General features: G+C 68.7%; 25 protein-coding genes. 12 read left to right on the forward strand and 13 right to left on the reverse strand.

Going from position 1 to position 23,974, the window contains the following annotated elements; genetic code table 11:
- Positions 1-8: 8 nt before the first annotated feature.
- The 4 genes from puhC (at position 9) to puhE (ending at position 4,483) form a co-directional block, all read left to right on the forward strand.
- Positions 9-524 (forward strand): photosynthetic complex assembly protein PuhC, encoded by a 516-nt coding sequence (gene puhC, locus ATO4_RS17105; RefSeq protein ID WP_083592750.1) that lies wholly within the window; start codon positions 9-11, stop codon positions 522-524.
- Positions 521-823 (forward strand): hypothetical protein, encoded by a 303-nt coding sequence (locus ATO4_RS17110; protein ID WP_083592751.1) that lies wholly within the window; start codon positions 521-523, stop codon positions 821-823. The genes puhC and ATO4_RS17110 overlap by 4 nt, the downstream gene beginning before the upstream one ends.
- The gene (acsF, locus tag ATO4_RS17115) at positions 820-1,911 is read left to right on the forward strand and encodes a magnesium-protoporphyrin IX monomethyl ester (oxidative) cyclase (RefSeq protein WP_083592752.1); all 1,092 of its coding nucleotides are present in this window, start codon (positions 820-822) and stop codon (positions 1,909-1,911) included. The genes ATO4_RS17110 and acsF overlap by 4 nt, the downstream gene beginning before the upstream one ends.
- A 454-nt stretch (positions 1,912-2,365) precedes the next feature.
- Complete coding sequence (puhE, locus tag ATO4_RS28735) at positions 2,366-4,483, forward strand: putative photosynthetic complex assembly protein PuhE (protein ID WP_139802517.1); 2,118 nt, start codon at positions 2,366-2,368, stop codon at positions 4,481-4,483.
- An 88-nt stretch (positions 4,484-4,571) separates the two neighbouring features.
- Here the strand turns inward: puhE and ATO4_RS17130 are convergent, their stop codons facing one another.
- A complete protein-coding gene (locus ATO4_RS17130; protein ID WP_245308794.1) occupies positions 4,572-5,153 on the reverse strand; it encodes a GNAT family N-acetyltransferase in 582 nt (193 codons plus the stop codon).
- A gap of 149 nt (positions 5,154-5,302) precedes the next feature.
- On the opposite strand from ATO4_RS17130, the gene ATO4_RS17135 reads away from it, so the two are divergent.
- Positions 5,303-6,559 (forward strand): hypothetical protein, encoded by a 1,257-nt coding sequence (locus ATO4_RS17135; RefSeq protein WP_083592753.1) that lies wholly within the window; start codon positions 5,303-5,305, stop codon positions 6,557-6,559.
- A 19-nt stretch (positions 6,560-6,578) separates the two neighbouring features.
- On the opposite strand, the gene serB is transcribed toward ATO4_RS17135, so the two are convergent.
- Positions 6,579-7,466 (reverse strand): phosphoserine phosphatase SerB, encoded by an 888-nt coding sequence (gene serB, locus ATO4_RS17140; protein ID WP_083592754.1) that lies wholly within the window; start codon positions 7,464-7,466, stop codon positions 6,579-6,581.
- A gap of 24 nt (positions 7,467-7,490) precedes the next feature.
- Between serB and miaA the strand changes: the two genes are divergently transcribed.
- Entirely contained in the window at positions 7,491-8,420 is a 930-nt protein-coding gene (gene miaA, locus ATO4_RS17145; protein ID WP_245308795.1) for a tRNA (adenosine(37)-N6)-dimethylallyltransferase MiaA, read from the forward strand.
- A gap of 80 nt (positions 8,421-8,500) precedes the next feature.
- Entirely contained in the window at positions 8,501-9,280 is a 780-nt protein-coding gene (locus ATO4_RS17150) for a GGDEF domain-containing protein (protein WP_083592755.1), read from the forward strand.
- A 310-nt stretch (positions 9,281-9,590) separates the two neighbouring features.
- On the opposite strand, the gene ATO4_RS17155 is transcribed toward ATO4_RS17150, so the two are convergent.
- Positions 9,591-9,818, reverse strand: a complete 228-nt coding sequence (locus tag ATO4_RS17155) for a hypothetical protein (protein WP_139802518.1) — start codon at positions 9,816-9,818, stop codon at positions 9,591-9,593.
- A 120-nt stretch (positions 9,819-9,938) separates the two neighbouring features.
- Positions 9,939-10,424 carry a Holliday junction resolvase RuvX gene (gene ruvX / locus ATO4_RS17160; protein ID WP_083592757.1) on the reverse strand — a complete coding sequence of 162 codons (486 nt, stop codon included), beginning with the start codon at positions 10,422-10,424 and terminating at the stop codon, positions 9,939-9,941.
- 132 nt (positions 10,425-10,556) lie between these two features.
- Between ruvX and ATO4_RS17165 the strand changes: the two genes are divergently transcribed.
- The 5 genes from ATO4_RS17165 (at position 10,557) to ATO4_RS17185 (ending at position 14,037) form a co-directional block, all read left to right on the forward strand.
- Positions 10,557-11,261, forward strand: coding sequence for a metal-dependent hydrolase (locus tag ATO4_RS17165; RefSeq protein ID WP_083592758.1), 705 nt, complete (start codon positions 10,557-10,559; stop codon positions 11,259-11,261).
- 179 nt (positions 11,262-11,440) lie between these two features.
- Positions 11,441-11,728 carry an Asp-tRNA(Asn)/Glu-tRNA(Gln) amidotransferase subunit GatC gene (gene gatC, locus ATO4_RS17170; RefSeq protein ID WP_083592759.1) on the forward strand — a complete coding sequence of 96 codons (288 nt, stop codon included), beginning with the start codon at positions 11,441-11,443 and terminating at the stop codon, positions 11,726-11,728.
- Positions 11,729-11,731: 3 nt separating this feature from the next.
- On the forward strand, positions 11,732-12,196 hold the full coding sequence (locus tag ATO4_RS17175) for a GNAT family N-acetyltransferase (RefSeq protein WP_083592760.1): 465 nt from the start codon (positions 11,732-11,734) through the stop codon (positions 12,194-12,196).
- A gap of 2 nt (positions 12,197-12,198) precedes the next feature.
- Positions 12,199-13,680, forward strand: coding sequence for an Asp-tRNA(Asn)/Glu-tRNA(Gln) amidotransferase subunit GatA (gatA, locus tag ATO4_RS17180; protein WP_083592761.1), 1,482 nt, complete (start codon positions 12,199-12,201; stop codon positions 13,678-13,680).
- Between the two features lie 123 nt (positions 13,681-13,803).
- Complete coding sequence (locus tag ATO4_RS17185; protein ID WP_083592762.1) at positions 13,804-14,037, forward strand: hypothetical protein; 234 nt, start codon at positions 13,804-13,806, stop codon at positions 14,035-14,037.
- Positions 14,038-14,360: 323 nt separating this feature from the next.
- Here ATO4_RS17185 and mazG read toward each other — a convergent pair whose 3' ends face one another.
- From mazG to ATO4_RS28100, 9 genes are all read right to left on the reverse strand, one after another.
- Positions 14,361-15,236, reverse strand: a complete 876-nt coding sequence (gene mazG / locus ATO4_RS17190; RefSeq protein ID WP_083592763.1) for a nucleoside triphosphate pyrophosphohydrolase — start codon at positions 15,234-15,236, stop codon at positions 14,361-14,363.
- Positions 15,237-15,881: 645 nt separating this feature from the next.
- Entirely contained in the window at positions 15,882-16,691 is an 810-nt protein-coding gene (locus ATO4_RS17195) for an MBL fold metallo-hydrolase (protein ID WP_083592764.1), read from the reverse strand.
- Between the two features lie 33 nt (positions 16,692-16,724).
- Positions 16,725-17,525, reverse strand: a complete 801-nt coding sequence (locus ATO4_RS17200) for a TatD family hydrolase (protein ID WP_083592765.1) — start codon at positions 17,523-17,525, stop codon at positions 16,725-16,727.
- On the reverse strand, positions 17,522-19,087 hold the full coding sequence (gene metG, locus ATO4_RS17205) for a methionine--tRNA ligase (RefSeq protein ID WP_083592766.1): 1,566 nt from the start codon (positions 19,085-19,087) through the stop codon (positions 17,522-17,524). Before metG ends, ATO4_RS17200 begins: the two co-directional genes overlap by 4 nt.
- Before the next feature lie 112 nt (positions 19,088-19,199).
- Complete coding sequence (locus ATO4_RS17210) at positions 19,200-20,315, reverse strand: DNA polymerase III subunit delta' (protein WP_245308798.1); 1,116 nt, start codon at positions 20,313-20,315, stop codon at positions 19,200-19,202.
- 5 nt (positions 20,316-20,320) lie between these two features.
- Positions 20,321-21,001, reverse strand: a complete 681-nt coding sequence (gene tmk, locus ATO4_RS17215) for a dTMP kinase (protein ID WP_083592767.1) — start codon at positions 20,999-21,001, stop codon at positions 20,321-20,323.
- Between the two features lie 26 nt (positions 21,002-21,027).
- Entirely contained in the window at positions 21,028-22,266 is a 1,239-nt protein-coding gene (locus ATO4_RS17220) for a D-alanyl-D-alanine carboxypeptidase family protein (RefSeq protein ID WP_083592768.1), read from the reverse strand.
- A gap of 112 nt (positions 22,267-22,378) precedes the next feature.
- Positions 22,379-23,356 (reverse strand): septal ring lytic transglycosylase RlpA family protein, encoded by a 978-nt coding sequence (locus ATO4_RS17225; protein WP_245308796.1) that lies wholly within the window; start codon positions 23,354-23,356, stop codon positions 22,379-22,381.
- A gap of 283 nt (positions 23,357-23,639) precedes the next feature.
- On the reverse strand, positions 23,640-23,974 hold a 335-nt coding region (locus ATO4_RS28100), incomplete at its 5' end, for a hypothetical protein (RefSeq protein WP_210191091.1).

The raw sequence follows: 23,974 nt of genomic DNA on the forward strand, positions 1-23,974 counted from the left end.
AAAGGCTCATGCGCGCTCTCGCCGCCGCCATCCGCAACGGCTCGATCAAGATCAGCCCGGATTCGGACAAGCCGATCCCGAGGCCCATCCTGATGGCGGCCGAGGCACTTGCCTTTGCCGCGCTCGCGGCGATCGCGACCGGCCGCACCACCGGCGTCGGCCTCGCCGATACGCCGGACATCGCGACGCTTGCCCATCGCGACCTGCAGCTCGCCGAGCATGACGACGGCTCCGCCGCCGTCATCGACGCGGTGAGCCGCGCCACGCTGATCGAGGTCGGGCCGGGAAGCGGCGCCTTCGCCGTCGAGGTGCTGCGCAATCTCGCCCGCGACCGGATCCGCAAGGGCGCGGCGGCCGAGGACGGGCCCTACGTCCTGGCGCTGAAGGCCGACGGACGGCTGGTTGTCGAGGACCCGCAGACCCGCCAGCAGGTGGAATTGAGGGCGTTCGGAAAGCTGCAGGCGGAGGCCTTTGCCGGCCTGATGCCGGCCGCCGACGCGGCAAACAAGGGAGGTGCGAAATGATCGATCGCCTGTTGAGGAAACGATCCGAGGACGTCTGTTGTACTGTCGAGGTCTCCAACACCTTCGAGAGCCTGCACGCTCATGTGCGCTTCGACGGCGGTGTGACCGTCGAGCCGGGCGACGAGGTGCTGGTGCATGGGGCGCCCGTCGAGGTGCCCTATGGCGAGACCGCCTATCTGAGGCGCCGGGCGACGATCCGCCGGGCCGGCTGGCTGGAACGCCAGTGGACGCGGGCGACCGGCGACTTCGAATTCATGGAACTCTGCGAATTCTCCTTCTCTGAAAGGGCGACGCTATGAACGCGCATGCGAAAATCTCGGGCGCCGCGCCGGTCCGCGCCGAAGCGCCGAACGAGACCACCAAGATTGCCCAGCAGGATACGCTGCTGACGCCGCGCTTCTACACCACCGACTTCGACAAGCTCGACAAGGTCGACGTCTCCGGCGTCCGGCGCGAATGGGACGCGCTGATCGCCGAGATGAAGTCGGACCCCAACCGCGGCCATTTCCGGCGCGACGAGAACTGGGACAAGATCTCCCTCGACGATCTGCCCGAGGGCCTGCGCAAGGAGTTCGTCGACTTCCTCGTCTCCTCGCTGACGGCGGAATTCTCCGGCTGCGTCCTCTACAAGGAGATGAAGCGGCGCGGCACCAATCCCGACATCTGCGAGCTCTTCTCCTATATGAGCCGCGACGAGGCCCGCCACGCCGGCTTCATCAACGACGCGCTGAAGGAGTTCGGCATCGGCGTCAATCTCGGCTTCCTGACCAAGGAGAAGAAGTACACCTTCTTCCAGCCGAAGTTCATCTACTACGCCACCTATCTCTCCGAGAAGATCGGCTACGCCCGCTACATCACCATCTTCCGGCATCTGGAACAGCACCCGGAGCGGCGCTTCCACCCGATCTTCAAGTGGTTCGAGAAGTGGTGCAACGACGAGTTCCGCCACGGCGAGGCCTTCTCGCTGCTGATGCGCGCCGAGCGGCACACGCTGGAGGGCCGCAACAAGCTGTGGATCCGCTTCTTCCTCCTCGCCGTCTTCGCCACGATGTATGTGCGCGACCATGCGCGGCCGGAGTTCCACAAGGCGTTGGGGCTCGAGCCCTCCGACTACGGCTTCAAGGTGTTCCGCATCACCTCCGAGATCTCCAAGCAGGTCTTCCCGGTGATGCTCGACATCGACAATCCGCGCTTCAAGGCGGGGCTCGAGCGGCTCCTGAAGATCAGCCGCGACATCGACGCCGCGGCGCGTGAGGGCGGCGTCATCGGCAAGCTGAAGGTCTGGAAGGGCAAGGCGGCGGCGACGCTCGCCTTCGCCCGGCTCTACACCCTGCCGGTCATCCGCAACGAGATCCCGGCGGAGAGCAAGCTCGTCCCGGTGTGGTGAGGATAGGATGCTGCTCCCCGGTTTCCCCGGCTTCGGCCCCCGCCGCAGCAACTTTGAAGGCCGGGGGCAGGAACCTGAATTCGTCATTCCGGGCTTGACCCCGGCTTCGGCAGCCGCGGCAGCAACGTCGAAGGCGAGGGGCAGGAACCCGAACTCGTCATCCCGGGCTTGACCCCGGGTTCGCCGGCTACGGCTCCCGCCGCAGCAACCTTGAAGGTCGGAGGCAGGAACCTGAACTCGTCATCCCGGGCTTGACCCGGGATCCATTCCAAATCGTGGACGCTGCTCACACGGCTCAATCGAGGAAAAACGCGCTTCCCGCATCGCAGCGGCCATTCGGCGGCGGAGGAATGGATCCCGGGTCAAGCCCGGGATGACGACCGTTGAAGCGCTGTGACCAAGCGCGAAGGTCAGCACCTGACATCAATCGCATCCCCATCAAAGGACCCCGGCCATGACCGAATATCTCTACCCGGCGCTGTTCGCCCTCGTCGTCTGGTGGGCCTCGACGGTGGCGATCATCTATCTCGACGGACTGCCGCGCTGGACCTTCAAATATTCGATGATCGGGGCGACGGTGATTTTCGCCATCTCGCTGATCGGGCTGCAGACATCGGCGCAGGACGCCAGCATCACCGGCGCCTATCTCGCCTTCACCTTCGGGCTGCTCGCCTGGGGCTGGCAGGAGATGAGCTTCTACATGGGCTACGTCACCGGCCCGCGAAAACAGCCGTGCCCCGAGAACTGCAAGGGTTTTGGCCATTTCGTCCATGCCGTCCAGACCAGCCTCTATCACGAGCTGGCGATCATCGCCGCGGCCGGGCTCGTCGTCTGGCTCACCTGGGGCGCGCCGAACCAGATCGGCATGTGGACCTTCATGGTGCTGTGGTGGATGCACCAGAGCGCCAAGCTCAACGTCTTCTTCGGCGTCCGGAACCTCAACGAGGAGTTCCTGCCCGAGCATCTGGAGTTCCTCAAGGGCTTCCTGAACAAGCGCTCGATGAACATGCTCTTCCCGTTCTCCGTCACCATCTCCACGGTGATCACCGCGCTGCTCGTGGTCGCGGCGATGGCGGAGGGCGCCTCGGCCTTCGAGAAGGCCGGCTACACCTTCCTCGCCGTCCTGATGGCGCTGGCGATCCTCGAGCACTGGATGCTCGTCCTGCCGATGCCGTCCGGCGCCATCTGGTCGCCGGCGCTGAAGTCGCGCGGCACCAGCCAGCCCTTCGAGGCCGAGATCGTCGTCGGCTTCCTCGGCGCCGGCAAGACGACGACGCTGCGCCACATGCTGTCCGAGGCCGACCCGAACGTGAAGACCGTCGTCCTCGTCAATGATTTCGGCGAGCTCGGCATCGACGGATCGCTGCTCGAAGGGCAGGGCGCCGACGTCGTCGAACTCTCCAACGGCTGCATCTGCTGCTCGCTGCGCAAGGATCTGTCGGCGCAGCTGCGCGAGGTCGTGGCCAAGATCAGGCCGCAGCGTGTCCTGATCGAACCCTCCGGCGTCGCCGACGTCGCCTCGCTGCTGCGGGTGCTGCACGAGCCGGAGATCGCCGGGCTCACCAAGGCGCTGCGGCTCTACACCGTCATCGACGCCGGCGCGTTCCTGAGGGACTTTGCCCGCATGCCGGAGTATTTCCGCATCCAGGCGAAGCTCGCCCCGGTCTTCATCCTCAACAAGACCGACCTCGTGTCTCCGGGTGAACTGGAAACCGTGCGGGAAACCCTCGTCGCGCTGAACCCCGCGGCGACCATCCTGACGGCCCGCTACGGCATCGTCGACGGCACGCTCGACCCGGCGCTGGCCCTGTCGCATTGGCAGAGCGAGACCCGCGACATGATGCACGACGAGCTGGCGCAGGAACGGACCCACCGGGCAGAGGCCGCCAGGCCGCAGGCGCCCCATGGACAGGCGGGCCACCCCGCCGCGGCGCATGCCGCCCATGGCGGCCAAACCTCCGCGACCGCCGCTCACGCCGGACATCACCACGATCACGGTGCCCACGCCCATGGTCCCGCCAGCCGTGACCACGGCGCCCACAGCGACCATGGACACGGTGCCCACGGGGAGGGCGGCCACCACGCCCACACCGCCCATGCCCACCACGATCATGCGCACGACCGCCACGACGATCACGCGCATCATGACCACGACGACCACGCCCACCATGACGACCACGCCCACCACCACCACGACGCGCCGGGCCTCGGCCTTTCCTCCTGGAGCCGGCGGCTCTCCGGCCGGGTCGATGCCGACGCGCTCCGCGCCGTCCTCGCCGAGGTCGTCGCCGGAAAGGCCGGCGGGATCGACCGGATGAAGGGCATCGTGGAGACGAAGAGCGGCTGGCTGCGCTTCGACGTCGCCGGCGGGAGAGCCTCGATGGCGGCGCATGTGCCGAAGCCCGGCGAGACGGCGCGGGCGCTGGCGATCGGCGCCGATCCGAGCGCCGCCTGGCTCGACCGGGTCTTCGCGATGCTGACGGGCGAAACAGTCGCTGCGACGCCGATTTCGCCGACGGAGGCTCCGGTGTCGGTGCACGGGCCGGCGGCAAACATCCTGCCGGCGGAATAGGGCGGTTCGACGCGGACGGGCCCGGCTTGCCGGGATCATTGCCCACTCGCCGAATGGGCCATGGGCTCCGGGGATTCGGCGCGGGCCTTCAGACGGCCGGTGGCTTTCGCGTTTCGAGCCAGCGCGAGCGCGAGATCCGATAGAGCCGGTGGCGCAGCAGCTCCGGATGGGTGGCCGGATCGACCTTCGGGTGGTCGAAATCGGCCTCGCGCCAGAAGCCGAGGCGCAGCATGACCGCCTCGGAGGCGGCGTTGCTCTCGACGCAGAAGCTGACGATCTCGGCCAGCGGCTCCGGTTCTGCAAATGCCCGGTCGAGGCAGGCCTCGGCCGCCTCGGTAGCATAGCCTTGGCCCCAAACCTCCGGCAGCAGCCGCCAGCCGATCTCGACGCCCGGTGCAGACGGCATGATCGGATCGAGCAGCGCCATGCCGACGATCCCGACCACCTCACCCGAAGCGCGAGCTTCCAGGCCAAGGAAGGAAAAGCCGTCGCGATCGACCCGTCGGTTGAGATCGTCCATCATCGCGTCCGACTGCGCCCGGTCGCGGCGAAACGGAAAGAACCGCATCACCGCCTCGTCGCTGTTGAGGCGATGGAACGCCGCGCCGTCCCGGGCCTCCCAACGGCGCAGGCGCGTGCGGGGCGTTTCGATCGGTTCGCGCATGTCCATTTGGATTCTCCGGCGGTGTCGGCACGATCGCAAGGCGTCCTATCACGATCGAGTGCGGCGGGAAGCCCAGCGGGTTTATCCAGATCTTCCCTTGCGGTATCGGGATTTCGTCGCTCCCCGCATATGCGGGATCGGAACGGAGAAGACGAATGGCGCTTCGCATCGGCCGGCCGGGACGCAGGGGCCTCGTCGCGGTGGCGGCAGGCCTTCTGGCCGCATGCGCGACCATGCTCCTTTCGCCTCGTCCCGCCGGCGCCTTCGACGATCCGGCCTGGTGGAACGCCGAGATTGCAAAGGCGGAGGCGGAGGCGAGCCGGCTCTGGGACGTCATGCGGGCGAAGGGCACCGCCTCCGTGGGAACGGCGCTGAACGAGGTCGACGCCGAGATACACGCCTGCCACATCCTTTCGATCATGCTCGGCAAGGACCAACTGACGCCGCTGCTCGTGGCACAGCCGGACCCGCCGCAGCCCGGCGACGAACCGGGCTTTGCCGAAGGCGTCGAGGGCAATTCCCGGTCCAACTGGGCCGGTCTCGCAACCACCTATCTCGCTGAAACCGACGTCAAGCGCGTCCGCGCCTGGAACCTGAACTGCGTCGGGCAATTCGGCATCACCGCGCAGGACGCCGTCCGGGAAGACGTTCGCCGCGCCCTCGTCGAAGTCGACGGCGAGCAGATCCGGGTCCTCGGCAACGTGGAAAAGGGCTTCTTTGCGGAACTGAAGACGGCGATCGACGCGAACCCCGCCGCCAGCCGCATCGCGCTCGGCTCGGCCGGCGGCAGCGTCGGCGATGCCACCAGGGCCGGAAACTACATCCGCGAGCGGGGTCTGGCGACGCAGCTTTACGACAACTGCCGCTCGGCCTGCGCTCTCGTTTTCCTCGGCGGCGTCGATCGCCGGATCTTCTCGCCCTATCCCGAGATCGGCTTCCATCGGATCTCGGCCGATGGCGCCGCGATCGCCGACGACAGCGAGGTCTACGATCTCGTCAGGCGCTACGCCGACGATCTCGGCGTGGACGGTGCGGCCGTCGTCGCCTTCATGCAGAAGGCCGGCGTGAACGAGATGCACCATCCGGAACTGGACGAACTCTGCGCCGCCAATGTCGCGACGGCCGTGCAACGCGGCTGCGTCGGCTGGTTGCCAGCGCGCTCGGCGGCCCATGCCCGTCAAAGTCGCCCCACCAGCGATGAACCGGCGTCCAGAACATCGGCTTCGCAGCAGCAAGCTGGGGCAGGCGAGCGCGGGCCGGCTCCGGCCGGCCTGTGCCCGGACATCCGGGCGCAGCGGCAGCTTATCGCCGGGTCCGATCCGAAGATCGCCGGTGCGATCGCGGCGAATGGGCCGGATCGCGCTGGCATGCTGGCGATGTACGACGAGATGCTGCGCGACTACGGCTGCTGAGGCAGCGGCTGCGCGCCCCTCAGTCGACGAATTCGCTCTGGCGAAAACCCTGGATGTACAAGAGCGCCGTCAGGTCGCCGTGGTCGATGCGGTGTGGCGCCGCGGCCGCGACCGTCGGTTTGGCGTGCAGCGCGACGCCGGTGCCGGCGAGTTGCAGCATCGGCAGGTCGTTGGCGCCGTCGCCGACGGCAATCGTGTCGGCGGCAGTGAGGCCGTTGGCGGCGGCGATCTCCTTCAGCGCCGCGACCTTCGCTTCGGCCCCGAGGATCGGCTCGCCGACCGCGCCGGTGAGCTTGCCGTCCTTGCCGATCAGCCGGTTCGCCCGGGTCTCGTGGAAGCCCAGCGCCGCCCCGATCGGCCCGGTGAACACCGTGAAGCCGCCGGAGACCAGCGCCGTGTGCGCGCCCGCCGCCCGCATCGTCGCAATCAGCGTTCGGCCGCCCTTGGCATGGGTGATGCGCTCGGCGATGACCTTTTCGACGACGTCCTCGGCCAGCCCCGCGAGAAGCCCGACCCGCTCGCGCAACGCCGGCTCGAAGGCGATCTCGCCATTCATCGCCCGCGCCGTGATCGCGGCGATCTGGTCCTTGATGCCCACCTCGGCGGCCAGCTCGTCGATGCATTCCTGCTCGATCATGGTGGAATCCATGTCGGCGATCAGAAAGCGCTTGCGGCGGCCGGTAGCCTCCTGCACCACGAGGTCGAGAGCGAGCGCTGCGGCCTGCGCCCGCGCGCTGGCGACTGCCTCCGGCGCCGGGGCGGCAACGAGCGGCAGGTCGGCGGCGAGACCTTCGGCAAGCCATTCCGCCGCGTCCGCCGCGGCGCCGAGGAGCCCGGCGACGAGGCCGATCTCGCTGTTCGAGAAATGCGGGCCGTCCGGATGGGCGATCAGGGTGGCGACATGCATGGAACGACTCCCGATGAAGGGGCGATGAAGGGCAGCGATGACGGGGCGGCGATGACGGGGGAGTTCGAGGCCATCCTGATAGCCGGCCCCACCGCCAGCGGCAAGTCGCGGCTCGCCGTGGAACTCGCCGAGCGCCATGGCGGCGCCGTCGTCAACGCCGATTCCCTGCAGGTCTATGACGGGCTCGAGATCCTCACGGCGCGCCCGTCGCCCAAGGATCTCGTCCGCGTGCCGCATCATCTCTACGGCCATGTCGACCCGCGATCCGACTATTCCGCCGGCGCCTGGCTGCGCGACGCCGCACGGGTCCTCGAGGCGCTGCGCGCGGAGGGCCGGCTGCCGATCTTCTGCGGCGGCACCGGCCTCTATTTCAAAGCGCTGCTGGGGCTCCTCGACGCCATGCCGGCCGTGCCCGCCGAGATCCGCGCGCAGTGGCGGGAACGGTTGGCAACGCACGGTCCGGCCGCGCTGCACGACGAGCTGTCCCGCCGCGATCCCGTGGCGGCCGCCCGCCTCGATCCGGCCGACGGCCAGCGAATCGCCCGGGCGCTCGAGGTCGGCGAAACGGTCGGCAAGCCGCTGTCGGAACTCCAGACCGGCCGGGGCGAGGGGCTGATCGAGCCGGACCGCTCCCGGATGCTCGTCCTCGCCCCGGACCGCGCCGTGCTGCGCCAGCGCATCGCCGATCGCTTCGACCGGATGCTGGAGGAGGGGGCGCTCGACGAGGTCCGCCGTTTCGAGGCACGGTTTCCGGCGGCGGGCGCCACCGCAGGGAAGGCGATCGGCCTTTCGGAACTGTCCGATTTCCTCAAGGGAAGAAAGACTTACGAGGAGGCGCGGGAGCGCGCGATCATCCGCACCCGGCAATACGCCAAGCGGCAGGAAACCTGGTTCCGCCATCAGTTCGACGGGCGCTGGCGCCGCATCGGGCCGCGGGACGCTGTTGCAACTTGACCGAGGGGCGGATTTAACAGCTCGGTAGAGGCTTGGCGGATATACATGTCGGAATCGCTCTCGAAGGATCCTCGTGTCACATGAAGCTAGCGAAGGCGGAGCTGTCGGTCGCCTTGGTCATCTGCGCCGTTGCCGCCGCGGCGGTGGCAATCTCGCTCGACTATGCGCTTCTGGAGTCGCTCACGGAGAGCGCGGACGAAGGGTTCCGCACCCGGCACGACGCCCTGATCTGGCTGAGCCTCGGCCTTCTCGCGGCCGCAGCGCTCGGCGCGATGTTCGTCATCCTGCCCATGCTGCGCCGTCACGACCGCGAGCAGGGCAAGCTCCAGTCGCTCACCGGGCTCCTGAAGGAGCGATCGAAGAAGCTCGAGACAGCGGCGCTGACCGATGCCCTGACGGGCATGCAGAATCGCCGCTTCTTCGACGTTGCCCTGACGCAATACGTCGCCGAGTTCGCCCGCATCGAGAGGCCCATCGGCCTGGTGCTGATCGACCTCGATCACTTCAAGCAGATCAACGACACCCACGGCCATGACGTCGGCGATGCCGTGCTGCGCGCCGTCGCCCTCTGCCTGTTCGAGTTCACCCGGTACCACGACGTCGTGGCGCGCATCGGCGGCGAGGAGTTCGCCGTGATCGCGCCCAATCTCGACGAGAACGAGCTGCATCGCTTCGCCGAGAAGCTCCGCCACCAGCTGTCCCGCCTGACGATCGACGTCGGGGGCGCCACCATCGCCGTGACCGCATCGATGGGCATCGCCTCGGCGCGCCCCGGCGACGGAGCCGCGGCGATCATGAAGCGCGCCGACGTCAATCTCTACCACGCCAAGCAGTCGGGCCGGAACCGCGTCGCCGTCTGATCGGCACCACCGAGCTGAAGCTGGCGATATCTCAGGTAGGCGCTGGCCCTCCCACGGTCGTCATCCCGGGCTCGACCCGGTCGTCATCCCGGGCTCGACCCGGGATCCATCCCAAATCGTCGCTCGGGCATGGTGCGTGGTCGCAGTGGCCGGCGGCGTCGGCGATATGGAGTGGATCCCGGCTCGGGGGCCGCGATGACGAAGCGGGGGCGGTGCGGCCGATTGCGGACGTCTCGGCGCCAGCGAGGGCGGAACCGGACGCCGGCGCGACCGACCGCCGGCCGAATTGGCCCGACCGGAACTTCCGGCCTCAGAGGTCCGATACGCCTGGCGCGGGCGGCGTCCTGCCGGTGCGGTCGGAGGCCTTCTCGTTGGCGACGTCCGGCGGCAGGTCGCCGTTGTTCTCATCGCTCATGTGGCCGCTCTCGTCGATCCGGCCCATCGCGTCGTCGTGCTTCTCGCCCGGCATGTTCGGGTTGGGCATGGTCTGGCCCGGCTGCGGCGTCAGCTTGCCCGGCTGCGGCTTCGGCTTGTCCATGATGTCCTCCATAAGTGGGTTTCGTCCAAAACCCGCCGGGGAGGGCGTCGTTCCGCCCTTATCCGCGTCGCGGCTCTCTACCGCCGGCCCCGGTCTTTGATCGGCGCCAGGGCGGTACGCTCAGTCCCGCAGCTGCAGGTCCCGCAGGCCCGCCAGCCGGTCGAGCGCGCCCTGCAGGATGAAGGCGGCGGCCGCCGAATCGATCCGCTCGGCGCGCTTGGCCCGGGAGACGTCCGCCTCGATCAGCGCCCGCTCCACCGCCACCGTCGACAGCCGCTCGTCCCAGAACAGGGCGGGCCGGTCGTCGAGCCCGGTATAGCTGCGCATGAAGGCGCGGGTGGACTGCGCCCGCGGGCCCTCGCTGCCATCCATGTTGAGCGGCAGGCCGATGACGATGGCGGCGACGTGTTCCTCGTCGAGGGCCTTCCTGAGCGCGGCGGCATCGGGGGTGAACTTCTTGCGCCGGATGACCGGGCGCGGCGTCGCGAAGCGCCAGCTGCGATCCGACAGGGCAAGGCCGATGGTCTTGCTGCCGAGATCGAGGCCGGCGAGCGGCAGGCCCGGCGACAGAAGCGCGACGAAGGCTTCGAGGGACAGGATCGCCATGCCTCAAGCCTTGACCCGGCGGGCCCGCCGCGCACTTACCGGCGGCAGCGGCTCCGCCACCGTCCGGCAGCGCGGGGCAGGGGCCGGCACCCGTCTTCCAGCCTTGTATCCAGCCATCAAGAGAACCGCTCCATGAAGATCACCTATCTCGGCCATTCGGCCTTTCGCATCGAAACCGGCGCGTCGGTCATTCTCATCGACCCGTTTCTCACCGGCAACCCGCATTTCGAAGGCCAGGATATCGCAGCCGCGACGGCCGGCGTCACCCATATCGCCCTCACCCACGGCCATTTCGACCATGTCGGCGACACCGTCGACATCGCGGCGAAGTCCGGCTGCAAGGTGATCGGCAATTTCGAGCTGGTGAGCTGGCTGAGCAAGCAGGGCGTTGCGGCCATCGAGCCGCTGAACACCGGCGGCACCGTCGCCTTCGACGACTTCTCGGTGACGCTGACCCAGGCCTTCCACTCCTCCGGCTCCGTCGAGGAGAACGGCACCGTCACCTATCTCGGCATGCCCAACGGCCTCGTCTTCCACTGCAACGACGGGCCGACCGTCTATCACATGGGCGACACCGACATCTTCGGCGACATGGCGCTGATCCAGGAGCTGCATCATCCGAAGGTGGCGATGGTCCCGGTCGGCGACCGGCTGACCATGGGCGCGGCAGTGGCCGCGATCGCCTGCCGGCGCTACTTCGACTTCGACAAGATCGTGCCGATCCACTGGGGCACGCTGCCGATCCTCGACCAGACCCCGGACAAGTTCACCGAGGCGATGGAGGGCGATGCCGGCAAGGTGCTGAACCCGAAGGTCGGCGAGCCGTTCGAGGTCTGAGCGGGGCTGCGACGACGGGCAGGCGGGCCAGCGCAGGGCCCGGCCTGCCGTCTTCGCCTCGCCGGACCGGCGGTCTTTGCCGCCGATGAGCCCGAATGCGTCCCCGGCTGGCCGTTGCCACCCGGCAACGCCGCCGTTATAGCAGCGGCGAACCCGTCAGATCAGCCGCCGGAGACCCCATGTCCGTCGATACCGCCACCGTGCGCCGCGTCGCCAAGCTCGCCCGCATCGCCGTCAGCGACGACGACGTGGCGGCGATGGAGACCGAGCTCAACGCCATCCTCGGCTTCGTCGAGCAACTCTCGGAAGTCGACGTCTCCGGCGTCGAGCCGATGACCTCGGTGATCCCGATGGAAATGAAGAAGCGCGCGGACGTGGTGACCGACGGCGAGAAGGCGGAGGACATCATCGCCAACGCCCCGGCCAGCGAGGATCACTTCTTCATGGTGCCGAAGGTCGTCGAGTAGGCCATGGTCCTGTCGGTCGCCGCCGAAACGCCGCTTCAGGACGAGATCCGCGAGATGGTCGCCAAGCTGAACGCGCATCTGAGGCCGCTGTCGCCACCGGAGTTCCAGTATCAGCTGACGGTGGAACAGATGGCCGGCGCCGACGCCACCGTCTTCGTCGCCCGCGACGAGACCGGGACGGCCGTCGCCATGGGCTCCTTGAAGGTGCATGACGCCGAGACCGGCGAGGTCAAGCGCATGTATGCCGAGCCGCATCTGCGGGGCAGGGGTCTCGGCCGCGCCATCCTCACCGCCATCGAGGCGAAGGCGCGCGGTCTCGGCCTGACGCGGCTCGTCCTCGAGACCGGCGCCACCCCGGGCTTCGAGCCGGCCTGGACGCTCTACGAACGGGGCGGCTTCCGGCGCTGCGACGCCGTCCTCGACTATCCGCCGTCCGACTACAGCCGATTTTACGAAAAGAGCCTTTGATCATGAGCGACCTCACCGCCCTCACCATTGCCGAGGCCCGCGAAGCTCTGGCGAACAAGGAGACCAGCGCCGCCGAGCTGACGGACGCCTATCTCGCCGCCATCGAGGCCGCCAACCCGCAGATCAACGCCTATGTGACGGTCACCGCCGACAAGGCGCGCGCCATGGCGAAGGCCTCCGACGGCCGCATCGCGGCGGGCGAGGCGGGCCCGCTGGAGGGCATCCCGCTCGGCATCAAGGATCTCTTCGCCACCGAGGGCGTCCACACCCAGGCCGCCTCGCACATCCTCGACGGCTTCGAGCCCCGCTACGAATCGACGGTCACCGCCAATCTCTTCGCCGACGGCGCGGTCATGCTCGGCAAGCTGAACATGGACGAGTTCGCCATGGGCTCGTCCAACGAAACCTCCTATTACGGCCCGGTGAAGAACCCCTGGCGCCGCAAGGGCTCCAACCTCGACCTCGTGCCGGGCGGCTCGTCCGGCGGCTCGGCCGCCTCGGTCGCGGCGCATCTGTGCGCCGGTGCCACGGCCACCGACACCGGCGGCTCGATCCGCCAGCCGGCGGCGCTGACCGGCACCGTCGGCATCAAGCCCACCTACGGCCGCTGCTCGCGCTGGGGCATCGTCGCCTTCGCGTCCTCGCTCGACCAGGCCGGCCCGATCGCCCGCGACGTGCGCGACGCGGCGATCCTTCTCAAATCCATGGCCTCCGTCGACCCGAAGGATACCACCTCCGTCGACCGCGAGGTGCCAAACTACGAGGCCGCCATCGGCCGTTCGGTGAAGGGCCTCAGGATCGGCATTCCCAAGGAATACCGCATGGACGGCATGCCGGCGGAGATCGAGACGCTCTGGCAAAAGGGCATCGTCTGGCTGAAGGACGCCGGCGCCGAGATCGTCGACGTCTCGCTGCCCCACACGAAATACGCCCTGCCGGCCTATTACATCGTCGCGCCCGCCGAGGCCTCATCCAATCTCGCCAGATACGATGGGGTACGCTACGGTCTGCGCGTGCCGGGCAGGGACATCGCCGACATGTACGAGAAGACCCGTGCCGCGGGCTTCGGCCGCGAGGTCAAGCGGCGCATCATGATCGGCACCTATGTGCTCTCCGCCGGCTATTACGACGCCTACTACCTGCAGGCCCAGAAGGTCCGCACGCTGATCAAGCGCGACTTCGAGACCGTCTATGCCGATGGCATCGACGCGCTGCTGACGCCCGCGACGCCGTCCGCCGCCTTCGGCATCGGCGACCAGGACATGGCCGCCGATCCGGTGAAGATGTATCTGAACGACGTCTTCACGGTGACGGTGAACATGGCCGGCCTGCCGGGCATCGCGGTTCCCGCCGGCCTCGACGACGGCGGCCTGCCGCTCGGCCTGCAGCTGATCGGCCGGCCCTTCGACGAGGAGACGCTGTTTTCCCTCGGCTCGGTCATCGAGCAGGCGGCCGGACGGTTCGCGCCGGCCAAGTGGTGGTGATCGCCGGGCAGCCGGCGCCGGGACCCGCCGCCGCTTGAGCGGCCTTCCGCAGTGTCGAAGCCGGCCACGGCGCCGTCCGGCAGCGCCTGCGGAGCGCCGGCAGAAAGCAAAGGAGCGCGCGCCATGGCGAATGACATCAAGGCGGCGATCGAGCGGCTGCAGGCCGGCGACTGGGACGGCGCCCATGCGGTCGTTCAGGACGATCCCTCGTCCGACGCCGCCTGGATCCACGCCCATCTCCACCGCATCGAAGGCGACCTCGCCAACGCCGCCTACTGGTACCGCCGCGCCGGACGCCCCGTCGCGACTGTGAGCCTCGACGAGGAACGCGACGCGATCGCGACGGCGCTCGGCTGACGGGCGCTGCGAGGCACCTGCGCCGGCTCGGGGCCGCACGTCGGCACGCTGGCCGGAATTGCCCCTCTCGAACCGGGAACAGGAGCCGCCGGCACCGGCTCGGCGGTTCGCACGATTTGGAATAGAGCCCGGGTCAAGCCCGGGATGACGAGGCTGTGCCGGTCGCGCTTTTTCCGGCTCCGCGCCAAAAGTCCGCGGCTACCGGACGCCGCTCACCAACGAACGGCCGCACCTTCCGACGTCGTCATCCCGGGCTTGACCCGGGACCCATTCCAAACCGCCGCCACCGCCAAGCGGTCGCAGAACACCCGGACCCCGCCCGATCACCCGGCCGTTCCACCCCCGCCACCGCGCATCTTCGCCGCCACCCACAGCGCCTCCATCTCGTCCAGGCTGGCGCCTTCGAGCGTCCGGCCGTCCGCCGCCAGCCCGTCCTCGATGAAGCCGAAGCGGTCGCGGAATTTGCGCACGCAGCGCCGCAGCGCCTTTTCCGGATCGACCCGGTGGTAGCGCGCCAGATTGACGACCGAGAACAACAGGTCGCCCATCTCCGCCTCGGTCGCATCCGGATCGGCGCCGGCGACGGCCTCGGCGAGTTCGCCGATCTCCTCCTCGATCTTCGCCAGGATCGGCTCCGGCCGGTCCCAGTCGAAGCCGACGACGGCGGCCTTCGCCTGGATCTTCAAAGCCAGGGTCAAGGCGGGCAGGGCGCTCGGCACCCCGTCGAGGTGCCGGGCCCCCGCCTCCGCCGCATCGGCGGTTTCGACCGCGCCGGACAGCCGCGTCGTCGCGGCGTTCTCGCGCGCTTTCCGCCGTTCGGCCTTTTCCTCCGCCTTGATCCGCTCCCACTGGCCCTTGGCGCTACCCGCCGATCGCGCCACCGCGTCGCCGAAGACGTGCGGATGGCGCCGGATCATTTTCCGCGTGATCGTCTCGACGACGTCCTCGAAGGAAAACAGCCCGCGCTCCTCGGCGAGCCGCGCGTGATAGACGACCTGCAGCAGCAGGTCGCCGAGCTCTTCCTTCAGATCGATGGCGTCGTCGCGCTCGATCGCGTCGGCGACCTCATAGGCTTCCTCGACCGTGTAGGGCGCGATGGTCGCAAAATCCTGATCGAGGTCCCACGGGCATCCGGTCACCGGCGCGCGCAGCGCCGCCATGATCTCGATCAGCCGGGAAATGTCGCGGGCGGGTTCCATGGGCACGGCTCCGAACGATGGGACAGGCGCGTCGCGGCACGCGAAGGGCAACGACACGGGATCGGCTTCTAGCGCCCCGGCCGCCGCCTGACGAGCCGAAACCGCCGCAATCCGGCGTGCCGGGAAACCCGCCGGATTGAGACGGCGCCCGGCGGGGCGGATTTCGAGCCGCATCCGGCGCCTCGGACATCGCGTTGGAGGTCCGGCACGAGGGGCTGGCCGGAAGATGCCTGTCATTTTCGGGGGATAGGGCGCCACAGACACCCGCACGCACCGGACGCCGCGGATGCGTAAGTTGCATAAGATAGATTATGGAACATACTTGAGCTACCTGCGGGACGGTGGATCCGCCCTGCCAGCATCGGCCTCGGGTCGAAGCGGCCCCCGTTCGGCCTCGGTCGTGCGCCGGCTCCGTCACCAGCCTCGACAGCTGGCCCGAACGGCCTCGGGCTGGTCCGTCCGTAGTCCTCGACCGTGCCCGATCCCGCGAGGCTTCGCGAGCCGGATGTCGGATCATGGTCAATGGCAGGTTTCCGGGGCAGGTTTCCGGGCCGGGTTTCGGTGGAGCCGCGCGCCGCGACAGCGAGCGTTCCGGCAGCGCCGCATGGGACGAGGCCGTGCTGCCGGCGCCGGCAGCAGACGCGCTCAGCCGAGCGGCAGCTCGATCACCAGCCCGTCGTGGCCCGGCCGCACATGCGCGGGCAGCTCGTCGCAGAGCGTCGCGTAGTCGAGCGGCGTGTGCATGTGGGTCAGCGTCGCCTGCGGCACGCCGAGCCGCTCGATCCATGCGAGCGCCTGGTCGACGCTCAGATGGCTCGGATGCGGCTGGTATTGCAGGCAGTCGATGACGATGTGGCTGGCGCCGCGGATCGCCCCGATGGCGGCGTCCGGAAAGTCCGAGACGTCGGTGCAATAGGCCATCGGCCCGATCCGGAAGCCCAGCGAGTGGATCGACCCGTGGACCTGGCGGAACGGCAGGATCTCCAGCGCGCCGCCCGGCCCGTCGATGGCGAAGGCCTCGTCGGCGCGCATCTCGACGCGGCGGATGATCGGCGGATAGTCGCTGCCCCTGGGCGTCTCGAAGCAGTAGCGGAACGCCTCCAATACGCGCTCGTATGTGGCGTCGTCGGCATGCACCGGAATCCGCGTCTTCTGCGCCAGCATGAAGCCGCGCAGGTCGTCGAGGCCGTGGATGTGGTCGGCGTGGGGATGCGTCAGCAGCACCGCATCGAGCCGCTCGACCTTCGCCGACAGCATCTGCTCGCGAAAATCCGGGCCGCAATCGATGGCGACGCTGGTCACGCCCGCAGCCCCGATGCGCTCCACCAGCGCCGCCGCCCGCAGCCGCCGGTTCCGCGGATTGGCGGGATCGCAGGCGCCCCAGTCGCCGTTGATGCGCGGCACGCCCGGAGACGACGAGCAGCCGAGGATGGTGAGGCGCAGGCGGTCCGGCATGAAGGAGCTACTCGGGATCGGTCGCGGCGGCCGTCAGGCCGACGCCCGCGGATCGTCGATCCGCCGGAAGAGCTGGAAGAAGTTGTCCGAGGTCTGGCGCGCGATGGTGTCGAGATCGACGCCCTTCACCTCGGCCAGGACCTCGGCCGTGTGGCGCACGAAGGCCGGCTCGTTGCGCTTGCCGCGATGCGGCGGCGGCGCGAGATACGGCGCGTCGGTCTCGACCAAAAGCCGCTCCATCGGCACGTCCCTGGCGATGTCCCGGATCTCCTGCGAATTGCGAAATGTCAGGATGCCGGAGAACGAGACGTATCCGCCCAGCGCGAGACCCGCCTCGGCCAGCCCGCGGCCGGAGGAGAAGCAGTGGAGGATGAAGGGGAAGGTGCCCTTCCCGGCCTCGTCTTCGAGGATCGCGATCATGTCCTCGTCCGCCTCGCGGGCGTGGATGACCAGCGGCAGCTGCGTCTCGCGCGCCGCCGCGATATGCGTGCGGAACACCTTCGCCTGAACGTCGCGCGGCGCCTTGTCGTAGTGATAGTCGAGCCCGGCCTCGCCGATCGCGACGATCTTCTCCCGCGTCGAAAGCTCGACGAGCTCGGCCGTCGTCACGTCCGGCTCGTCGCCGGCATTGTGCGGATGCGTGCCGACGGAGGCGTAGACCGCGTCGAATTCGCGGGTGATTTCGAGCAGCCGCTCGATCTTCGACACGAAGGTCGAGATCGTCACGAAGCGCTGGACGCCATTCTCCTTCGCCCGGGCGATCAACGCGGCGCGCTCGCCGTCGAAGTCGGGAAAATCCAGGTGGCAATGGCTGTCGACGAGGAACAGGCTCATGCGGCGCCGTCCTTGCCGCCATCCTCGGCCAGCTGGTCGACATAGCGCGGGAAGACGCCCTGGGGCGTCGGCAGTTCCGTTCCCGGCGCCAGCCGGCGCTCCGGCGCGAGTTCGCCGAAGCTGCGCGCATCGGCGGCAACGCCGAGGACGTCGAGGAGCTTGCCCGCGCTCTCCGGCACGAAGGGCTGCAGCAGGATCGCGGCGCGGCGCACGACCTCGGCGGTGACGTAGAGCACCGTCCCCATCCGCTCCGGATCGGTCTTCCTCAGCGCCCACGGCTCCTCGCCGGCAAAGTACCGGTTGGTCGCCGAGACCAGCGCCACGATGGCCGCGAGGACGGCGTGGATCTCCTGCCGGTCGATCGCCTCGCGCGCCGTCGCCAGCAGCTGGTGCGACTGGGCGAGGATCGCCTCGTCGGCATTGGTGAAGGCGCCGGGCGTCGGCACCTTGGCGTCGCAATGCTTGGCGATCATCGACAGCGAGCGCTGGGCGAGGTTGCCGATGTCGTTGGCGAGTTCCGAATTCGTCCGGTTGACGATCGCGTCGTGGGAATAGTTGCCGTCCTGGCCGAACGGCACCTCGCGCAAGAGGAAATAGCGCAGCCGGTCGAGGCCATAGGTCTCGATCAGCGCGAAGGGATCGATGACGTTGCCGACCGACTTCGACATCTTCTCCCCGCGGTTGAACAGGAAGCCGTGGCCGAAGACGCGCTTGGGCAGCGGCAGGCCCGCCGACATCAGGAAGGCCGGCCAGTAGACCGTGTGGAAGCGCACGATGTCCTTGCCGATGACATGGAGATCCGCCGGCCAGAAGGCCGAGCGCTCCCCCTCGCCCGGAAAGCCGGTCGCTGTCAGGTAGTTGGTCAGCGCGTCGACCCACACATACATGACGTGCTTCTCGTCGCCGGGCACCGGGATGCCCCAGTCGAAGGTCGTGCGCGAGACCGACAGGTCCCGCAGCCCCGAGCGCACGAAGGACATCACCTCGTTGCGCCGCTCGGCCGGGCCGATGAAGTCCGGGTTCTTCTCGTAGAGCTCGAGCAGCCGGTCCTGGAACTGCGACAGCCTGAAGAAGTAGCTCTCCTCCTCGACCCATTCGACCGGCGAGCCCTGCGGGCCGTAGCGCTGGCCGTCCTCCTTCAGGGTGATCTCGTCCTCGCCGTAATAGGCCTCGTCGCGCACCGAGTACCAGCCGGAATAGCTGTCCTTGTAGATGTCGCCGGCATCCACCATCCGCTTCCAGATCGCCTGGCTGGCGGCATAATGGCGTTCTTCGGAGGTGCGGATGAAGTCGTCGTTGGAGCCGCCCAGCGCCTTGGTCATCTTCTCGAATTCGGCCGAGTTCTGCTCGGCGAAGTCGCGCGGCTCGATGCCGGCCTTGCGCGCCGTCTGCAGCATCTTGATGCCGTGCTCGTCGGTGCCGGTCAGGAAGAAGACGTCGTAGCCGTCCAGCCGCTTGAATCGCGCCAGCGCGTCGGTCGCGATGAACTCGTAGGCGTGGCCGATATGCGGGCGACCATTCGGATAGGAGATCGCGGTGGTCAGATAATAGCGTTCGGCCATGGCGCTTTCGCAGTATTGTCGGTGGCGGTGGGATGCGCGGCCGCTGGCGGCCGCGTCGCACGGATCGTCGTCCGCTCGAATGCCAGATAGAGCATTCGCGCCTGCGTCTCAATCAATCGCGCAGCGCATCGGCCACGTTCGCCGCTTTGCTGCGCCCCAGCGCCGCTTTCAGCGCGAAAACCCGGCTCGCCGTGGTCAGCGCCGCCTGCTTGCGATCGAGATTGAAGGCGGCGGCCTCCGACAGCCGGCGCGATTCCGCCTGCCAGAGTTCGGCATAGGCATTCGCCGCGGCAAGATCGCCGGCCATCAGCCGCCGCTCGCTCTCCTCTGCCACGAAGGCGAGAAGCCGCGCGAGGAACAGGTCGTAGGAGGCCTCGCGGCCCTTCATCGTCAGCTGGTCGACGAGGGCCTGCAGCGCGTTGATGTCCGCCTCGCCCGCCGCAAACAGCCGCTCCACCGCCTGGCCGATCTCGACGCCGCCATTTGCCGCCAGCATCAGCGCCTGGCGGACGCTCCCCTCGGCGGCCCTGACGATCGGCGCCGCGTCCTCGGCGTCGAGTCCGGCTCCGAAGGCGGCGAGGGCATCGCCCACCGCCTCGCCCGACAGCGGCTCGAACCGCGCCACGCGGCAGCGCGAGCGGATCGTCGGCAGGAGCCGGCCCGGCGTGTGGTTGACCAGCAGGAAGACCGAGCGGGCCGGCGGCTCCTCGAGCAGCTTCAGGAGCGCATTGGCGGCGTTGCGGTTGAGGTCGTCGGCCGGGTCGACGATGGCGATCCGCCAGCCCTCGCCGGACGCCGTCGCATGGAAGAAGCGGCCGAGCCGGCGCACTTCCTCGACGGTGATCTGGGTGCGGTAGCCGGTGCCGCGCTCGACCGGCGGCCGGGTCAGGTGGATCAGCCCCGGCATCGAACCGATGGCGATCTGGCGGAACACCGGATCGGCCGGGTCGAAGCGGATCGTCGCGCCGGCGGGATCGCTGGCGGCGGCGCCGGAGAGCAGCCGGGCAAAGCAGAAGGCCGCGGTCGCCTTGCCGATGCCCGCCGGCCCCTGCAGCAGCCAGGCGTGATGCATGCGCCCCGACCGCCGCGCCTCGTCCATCTCCGCGAAGATCTCGTCGTGGCCGAAGAGATGCGGCGTCACGAAGGGCTGCGGCACGCCGTCCAGCGCGTCGTGGGTCGAATAGGCTTCGAGGGACAAAGCGCCGATCGCACTGCCGCCGACGGTCACGCCGCTCAACGTTTCTGGCCGAGCTTCAGCGACCGGTCGATGGCCTCGAAGCGCTTAGCCTCGAGCCGGTCCTCGACGATCGCGCGGATATCGGCCGCGACCGTCTCGACGGGCCGATTGCCGTCGACGACGACGCAGCGCTCCGGCTCGTTCTCGGCGATCTTGAGGAAGGCCTGGCGGCGGGCTTCCTGGATGCTCTGGTCGTCCTTCTCGAAGCGGTCGGCGCCGGCATTGCCGCGGCGCTTGCGGGCCCGCTCGCCGCCGATCTCCGCCGGCACATCGATGACGATCGTGAGGTCCGGATAGGTGCCGGCGAGCGTTGCCCGCTCCAGCCGCTCGAGCAGCGACAGGTCGCGGCCCTGACCGGCGAACTGGTAGACGCGGGTGGAATCGTGGAACCGGTCGCACAGGACGATGTCGCCGCGATCGAGCGCCGGGCGGATCAGCTGGCCGACGTGGTCGGCCCTCGCCGCGGCGAAGAGGACCGCCTCCCAGTCCGGCCCGAGTTCCTCGGCAAGCCCCGACAGGATGATGTGGCGCACCGCCTCGGCGCCTGGCGATCCGCCGGGCTCGCGGGTGATCAGCACGTCGTGGCCGAGATTGCGCAGATACGCGGCGAGGCGGGCGATCTGGGTCGATTTGCCCCCGCCCTCGCCGCCCTCGAATGTCACCAGATAGCCAGTCACCTGAAGCGCAATCCGTTCCCGTCCCGTCAGAACCCTCGCAGCCAGCCGAAGGCGAGTTCGCCGACGGCGCCCATGGCGCGATCCGAAAAGCTTCCCGCGGCGACCGGGCGCCCCGCCGCCAGCGGCTCGCTCAGCACCGGCTTGCCGTCGACCAGGATGTCGAGCGCGGCAATCACCGCCCCCGCCTCGACGGGGGCTGCGATCGGCCCGTCATACCGGATCCGCGCCGAGAGGCGCTCGCCCGCCTCGCGCGGCAGCAGCGCCCGGATGTCGCGCGGCGCGACGAGGGACACGCTCCCCGCCTCGCCGCCGAAGACGTCGGCGGAGCCGACGGGCGCACCCTTACGGTAGAGATGGCGCATTGCAAAGGCTTCGTTCGACCAGTCGAGCAGCCGCCGCGCCTCCTCGGCCCGCTCGCGCGACGATGGCAGCCCGCTCATGGCGAGATAGGTCACCCGCCCGCCGCGGTTCGTGACGCCGAGCAGCGCGTAGCCGGATGCCTCGGTGTAGCCGGTCTCCATGCCGTCGGCGCCGATGCCCATCGCCAGAAGAGGATTGCGGTTGCGCTGGAAGATCTTGTTCCATTTGAAGTCGGGCTTGGAATAGATCGCGTAGAGCTCGGGATGCTCCGTGCGGATGTGGCGCGCCAGGGTCACGAGGTCGCGGACCGTCACGTGCTGGCCCTCCGCCGGCAGCCCGGTCGGATTGACGAAGCGCGAATTCGTCATCCCGAGTTCGGCCGCCCGCCGGTTCATCAGTTCGGCGAAGGCCTCCTCCGATCCGGCGATTCCCTCGGCGAGCGCGATGCAGGCATCGTTGGCCGAATGGATGATCGCGCCATGGATGAGGTTTTCCACCGAGACGTTCGACTTGACGTCGGCGAACATGGTCGAGGTGCCGGAGGGTGCGCCGCCCGTCCGCCAGGCATGGACGGAGATCGGAAACTCGGTGTCCAGCGCCAGTCGGCCGGAGGCGATCGCCTCGAAGACCACCTCCATGGTCATCATCTTGGCCAGCGAGGCGGGCGGGAACGGCTTGTCAGGGTTCTTGTCGAGCAGGATCGTGCCGGTCTCGCCATCGACCACCAGCGCCTCCTGCGCCTCGGTCTCGATGACGGGGTTCGGCTCGTCGGCCGCCATCGCGCCGACCGCGCTCATGGCCAGAAGCGCGGCGACGACCAGCACGACGCCGCGGCGGGCCGGCGACGACCGTTCGGCGGCCCGCAGGCGGTGCCTCGGGGAGCGAAGGACAGTGGATCTCGTCATCGCCCCAGTTAGCTTTCGCCGGCCCTCTCGCGCAAGCGCCGGCCCGCGGCCATCACGCGATCGAGATGGTTTGCGCATCGATCGGGCGGCTCATGCCGGCTGCCGGCAAGGCTCAGTCGCGGACGACGAAGGCGCTCGTCGCGCCCACCTGCCAGAGCCGCTTCAGCAGCGTGTCGGCATCGGCGTCGCTGGCGACGGCGAGGGTCGCCGAAACGCCGCCATCGACATCGTCCACCGAAAGACTGCCCTCGCCCGTCGCCACCGCCCGCACGCGTTCGAGCAGCGCGTCGTCGATCAGCCCGATCGCGATGGTCTCGCCGGAACCGGTCGAAGACTGTGCCGCGGCAAGGCCGGACAAGGCGGCGGCGGCGCCGCTGCCGGCGCGCTCCGCGGCGTAGGAGTTGCGGAACAGCGAGGTGCCGAAGCTGCCGCCCTTCGTTGCGGGGCGGGCTTCCGGCGCCGGCGTTCCCGGCGCCTGGACACCCGGCAGCTCGGCGCCATAGGCGTTCGCCATCGCGATGCCGCCGGCGGCAGGGCGCGTTTCAGCCGATGCGACCATGACGCTGTCGGGCACGCTGCCCGGCATCGAACCCGCCTCGCCCGGCTGGTAGCTCGCCATCAGCATTCGGGTGTCGTCGCCCTCGAGCGGCGCGCGGCCGACATATTCGACCTTCACCTCGGCGATGCCGGCGGACTTGAAGCCGAGGAGACCCGCCGCCTCGGCCGACAGGTCGATCTCGCGGCCGTGGGCGTAGGGCCCCCGGTCGTTGACCCGGACCATCAGCTTGCTGCCGGTCTTGAGGTTCGTCACCATCGCATAGGACGGCAGCGGGAAGGTCTTGTGGGCCGCCGACAGCCCGTGCATGTCGTAGATCTCGCCATTGGCGGTGAGACGGCCATGGAAGTTCGGGCCATACCAGGAGGCCTTGCCGGTCTTCACGTAGCCCGGCTGGTCCTTGGGATAGTACCACTTGCCGCGGACCTTGTAGGGCTTGCCGACCTGCTCCCGGCCGCCGCCCTTGGGCACGCGCTTCAGATTGGTGACGCGCGGGCTGGCCGGCACCCCGAAGGTCTTGCTGTCGAACTTCACCGTCGTCGAGAGTTCCGCCAGCTGTTCGAGCGGCGATTCCGCGTCCGAACCCGATCCCTGACAACCCGAAAGCAGCATCGTGGCCGACAGGCCAATGATGCACGTGACAGTCGCTCTGCGACCGCCGCCCCCATTCTCCAGCATGACACCCCCGCCATTTTTCGTTCTTGGTCTTGTTTTCATTGCGGCCGCAAAGTGGCGTCCCCACGCCTCGTCGCGACTGCCTTACGTCTTTGAAACGAGAATGTAACAAAATGTCCCGGTCAGGCAATCTTAGGGTCTGTTAACTCTCTGACAAAGCTTGCACCAGCGCACTCTTGACTGTTGCAGCCGGGTGACTCGGCCGCGCATCGGCGCGGGCTCGCATACGGCGCCGGATCTTCTCCGGCGGATCCGCCGAAATTCTTGTTATCGCTGCATCGGGATGATCCTGCGGCCGCTGCAGGGCAGGATGAAAGACCCGGGGAAACCCGGCCAATTGCGGCAGAACTGCGCCCGATGTCGCAATTTCGCCGCAATAGATTGCGGCAGGAGCTTGGCCGAAGCTGGTATCACGAATTGTTACAGGCGCCCGCCCCTCGGCCACCGGCGGCGTGCGCCGGCCCGCGCGGGCCGGCG

Origin of the sequence: Aurantimonas sp. 22II-16-19i, from assembly GCF_002088275.1 — a bacterium.
GTDB lineage: Bacteria > Pseudomonadota > Alphaproteobacteria > Rhizobiales > Rhizobiaceae > Jiella.

What these genes read in the sequence shown, in the direction of transcription:
- puhC (WP_083592750.1), top strand. Translation starts at nt 9, where the DNA reads ATGCGCGCTCTCGCCGCCGCCATCCGCAACGGCTCGATCAAGATCAGC.
- ATO4_RS17110 (WP_083592751.1), top strand. Translation starts at nt 521, where the DNA reads ATGATCGATCGCCTGTTGAGGAAACGATCCGAGGACGTCTGTTGTACT.
- acsF (WP_083592752.1), top strand. Translation starts at nt 820, where the DNA reads ATGAACGCGCATGCGAAAATCTCGGGCGCCGCGCCGGTCCGCGCCGAA.
- puhE (WP_139802517.1), top strand. Translation starts at nt 2,366, where the DNA reads ATGACCGAATATCTCTACCCGGCGCTGTTCGCCCTCGTCGTCTGGTGG.
- ATO4_RS17130 (WP_245308794.1), bottom strand. Translation starts at nt 5,153, where the DNA reads ATGGACATGCGCGAACCGATCGAAACGCCCCGCACGCGCCTGCGCCGT.
- ATO4_RS17135 (WP_083592753.1), top strand. Translation starts at nt 5,303, where the DNA reads ATGGCGCTTCGCATCGGCCGGCCGGGACGCAGGGGCCTCGTCGCGGTG.
- serB (WP_083592754.1), bottom strand. Translation starts at nt 7,466, where the DNA reads ATGCATGTCGCCACCCTGATCGCCCATCCGGACGGCCCGCATTTCTCG.
- miaA (WP_245308795.1), top strand. Translation starts at nt 7,491, where the DNA reads ATGAAGGGCAGCGATGACGGGGCGGCGATGACGGGGGAGTTCGAGGCC.
- ATO4_RS17150 (WP_083592755.1), top strand. Translation starts at nt 8,501, where the DNA reads ATGAAGCTAGCGAAGGCGGAGCTGTCGGTCGCCTTGGTCATCTGCGCC.
- ATO4_RS17155 (WP_139802518.1), bottom strand. Translation starts at nt 9,818, where the DNA reads ATGGACAAGCCGAAGCCGCAGCCGGGCAAGCTGACGCCGCAGCCGGGC.
- ruvX (WP_083592757.1), bottom strand. Translation starts at nt 10,424, where the DNA reads ATGGCGATCCTGTCCCTCGAAGCCTTCGTCGCGCTTCTGTCGCCGGGC.
- ATO4_RS17165 (WP_083592758.1), top strand. Translation starts at nt 10,557, where the DNA reads ATGAAGATCACCTATCTCGGCCATTCGGCCTTTCGCATCGAAACCGGC.
- gatC (WP_083592759.1), top strand. Translation starts at nt 11,441, where the DNA reads ATGTCCGTCGATACCGCCACCGTGCGCCGCGTCGCCAAGCTCGCCCGC.
- ATO4_RS17175 (WP_083592760.1), top strand. Translation starts at nt 11,732, where the DNA reads ATGGTCCTGTCGGTCGCCGCCGAAACGCCGCTTCAGGACGAGATCCGC.
- gatA (WP_083592761.1), top strand. Translation starts at nt 12,199, where the DNA reads ATGAGCGACCTCACCGCCCTCACCATTGCCGAGGCCCGCGAAGCTCTG.
- ATO4_RS17185 (WP_083592762.1), top strand. Translation starts at nt 13,804, where the DNA reads ATGGCGAATGACATCAAGGCGGCGATCGAGCGGCTGCAGGCCGGCGAC.
- mazG (WP_083592763.1), bottom strand. Translation starts at nt 15,236, where the DNA reads ATGGAACCCGCCCGCGACATTTCCCGGCTGATCGAGATCATGGCGGCG.
- ATO4_RS17195 (WP_083592764.1), bottom strand. Translation starts at nt 16,691, where the DNA reads ATGCCGGACCGCCTGCGCCTCACCATCCTCGGCTGCTCGTCGTCTCCG.
- ATO4_RS17200 (WP_083592765.1), bottom strand. Translation starts at nt 17,525, where the DNA reads ATGAGCCTGTTCCTCGTCGACAGCCATTGCCACCTGGATTTTCCCGAC.
- metG (WP_083592766.1), bottom strand. Translation starts at nt 19,087, where the DNA reads ATGGCCGAACGCTATTATCTGACCACCGCGATCTCCTATCCGAATGGT.
- ATO4_RS17220 (WP_083592768.1), bottom strand. Translation starts at nt 22,266, where the DNA reads ATGACGAGATCCACTGTCCTTCGCTCCCCGAGGCACCGCCTGCGGGCC.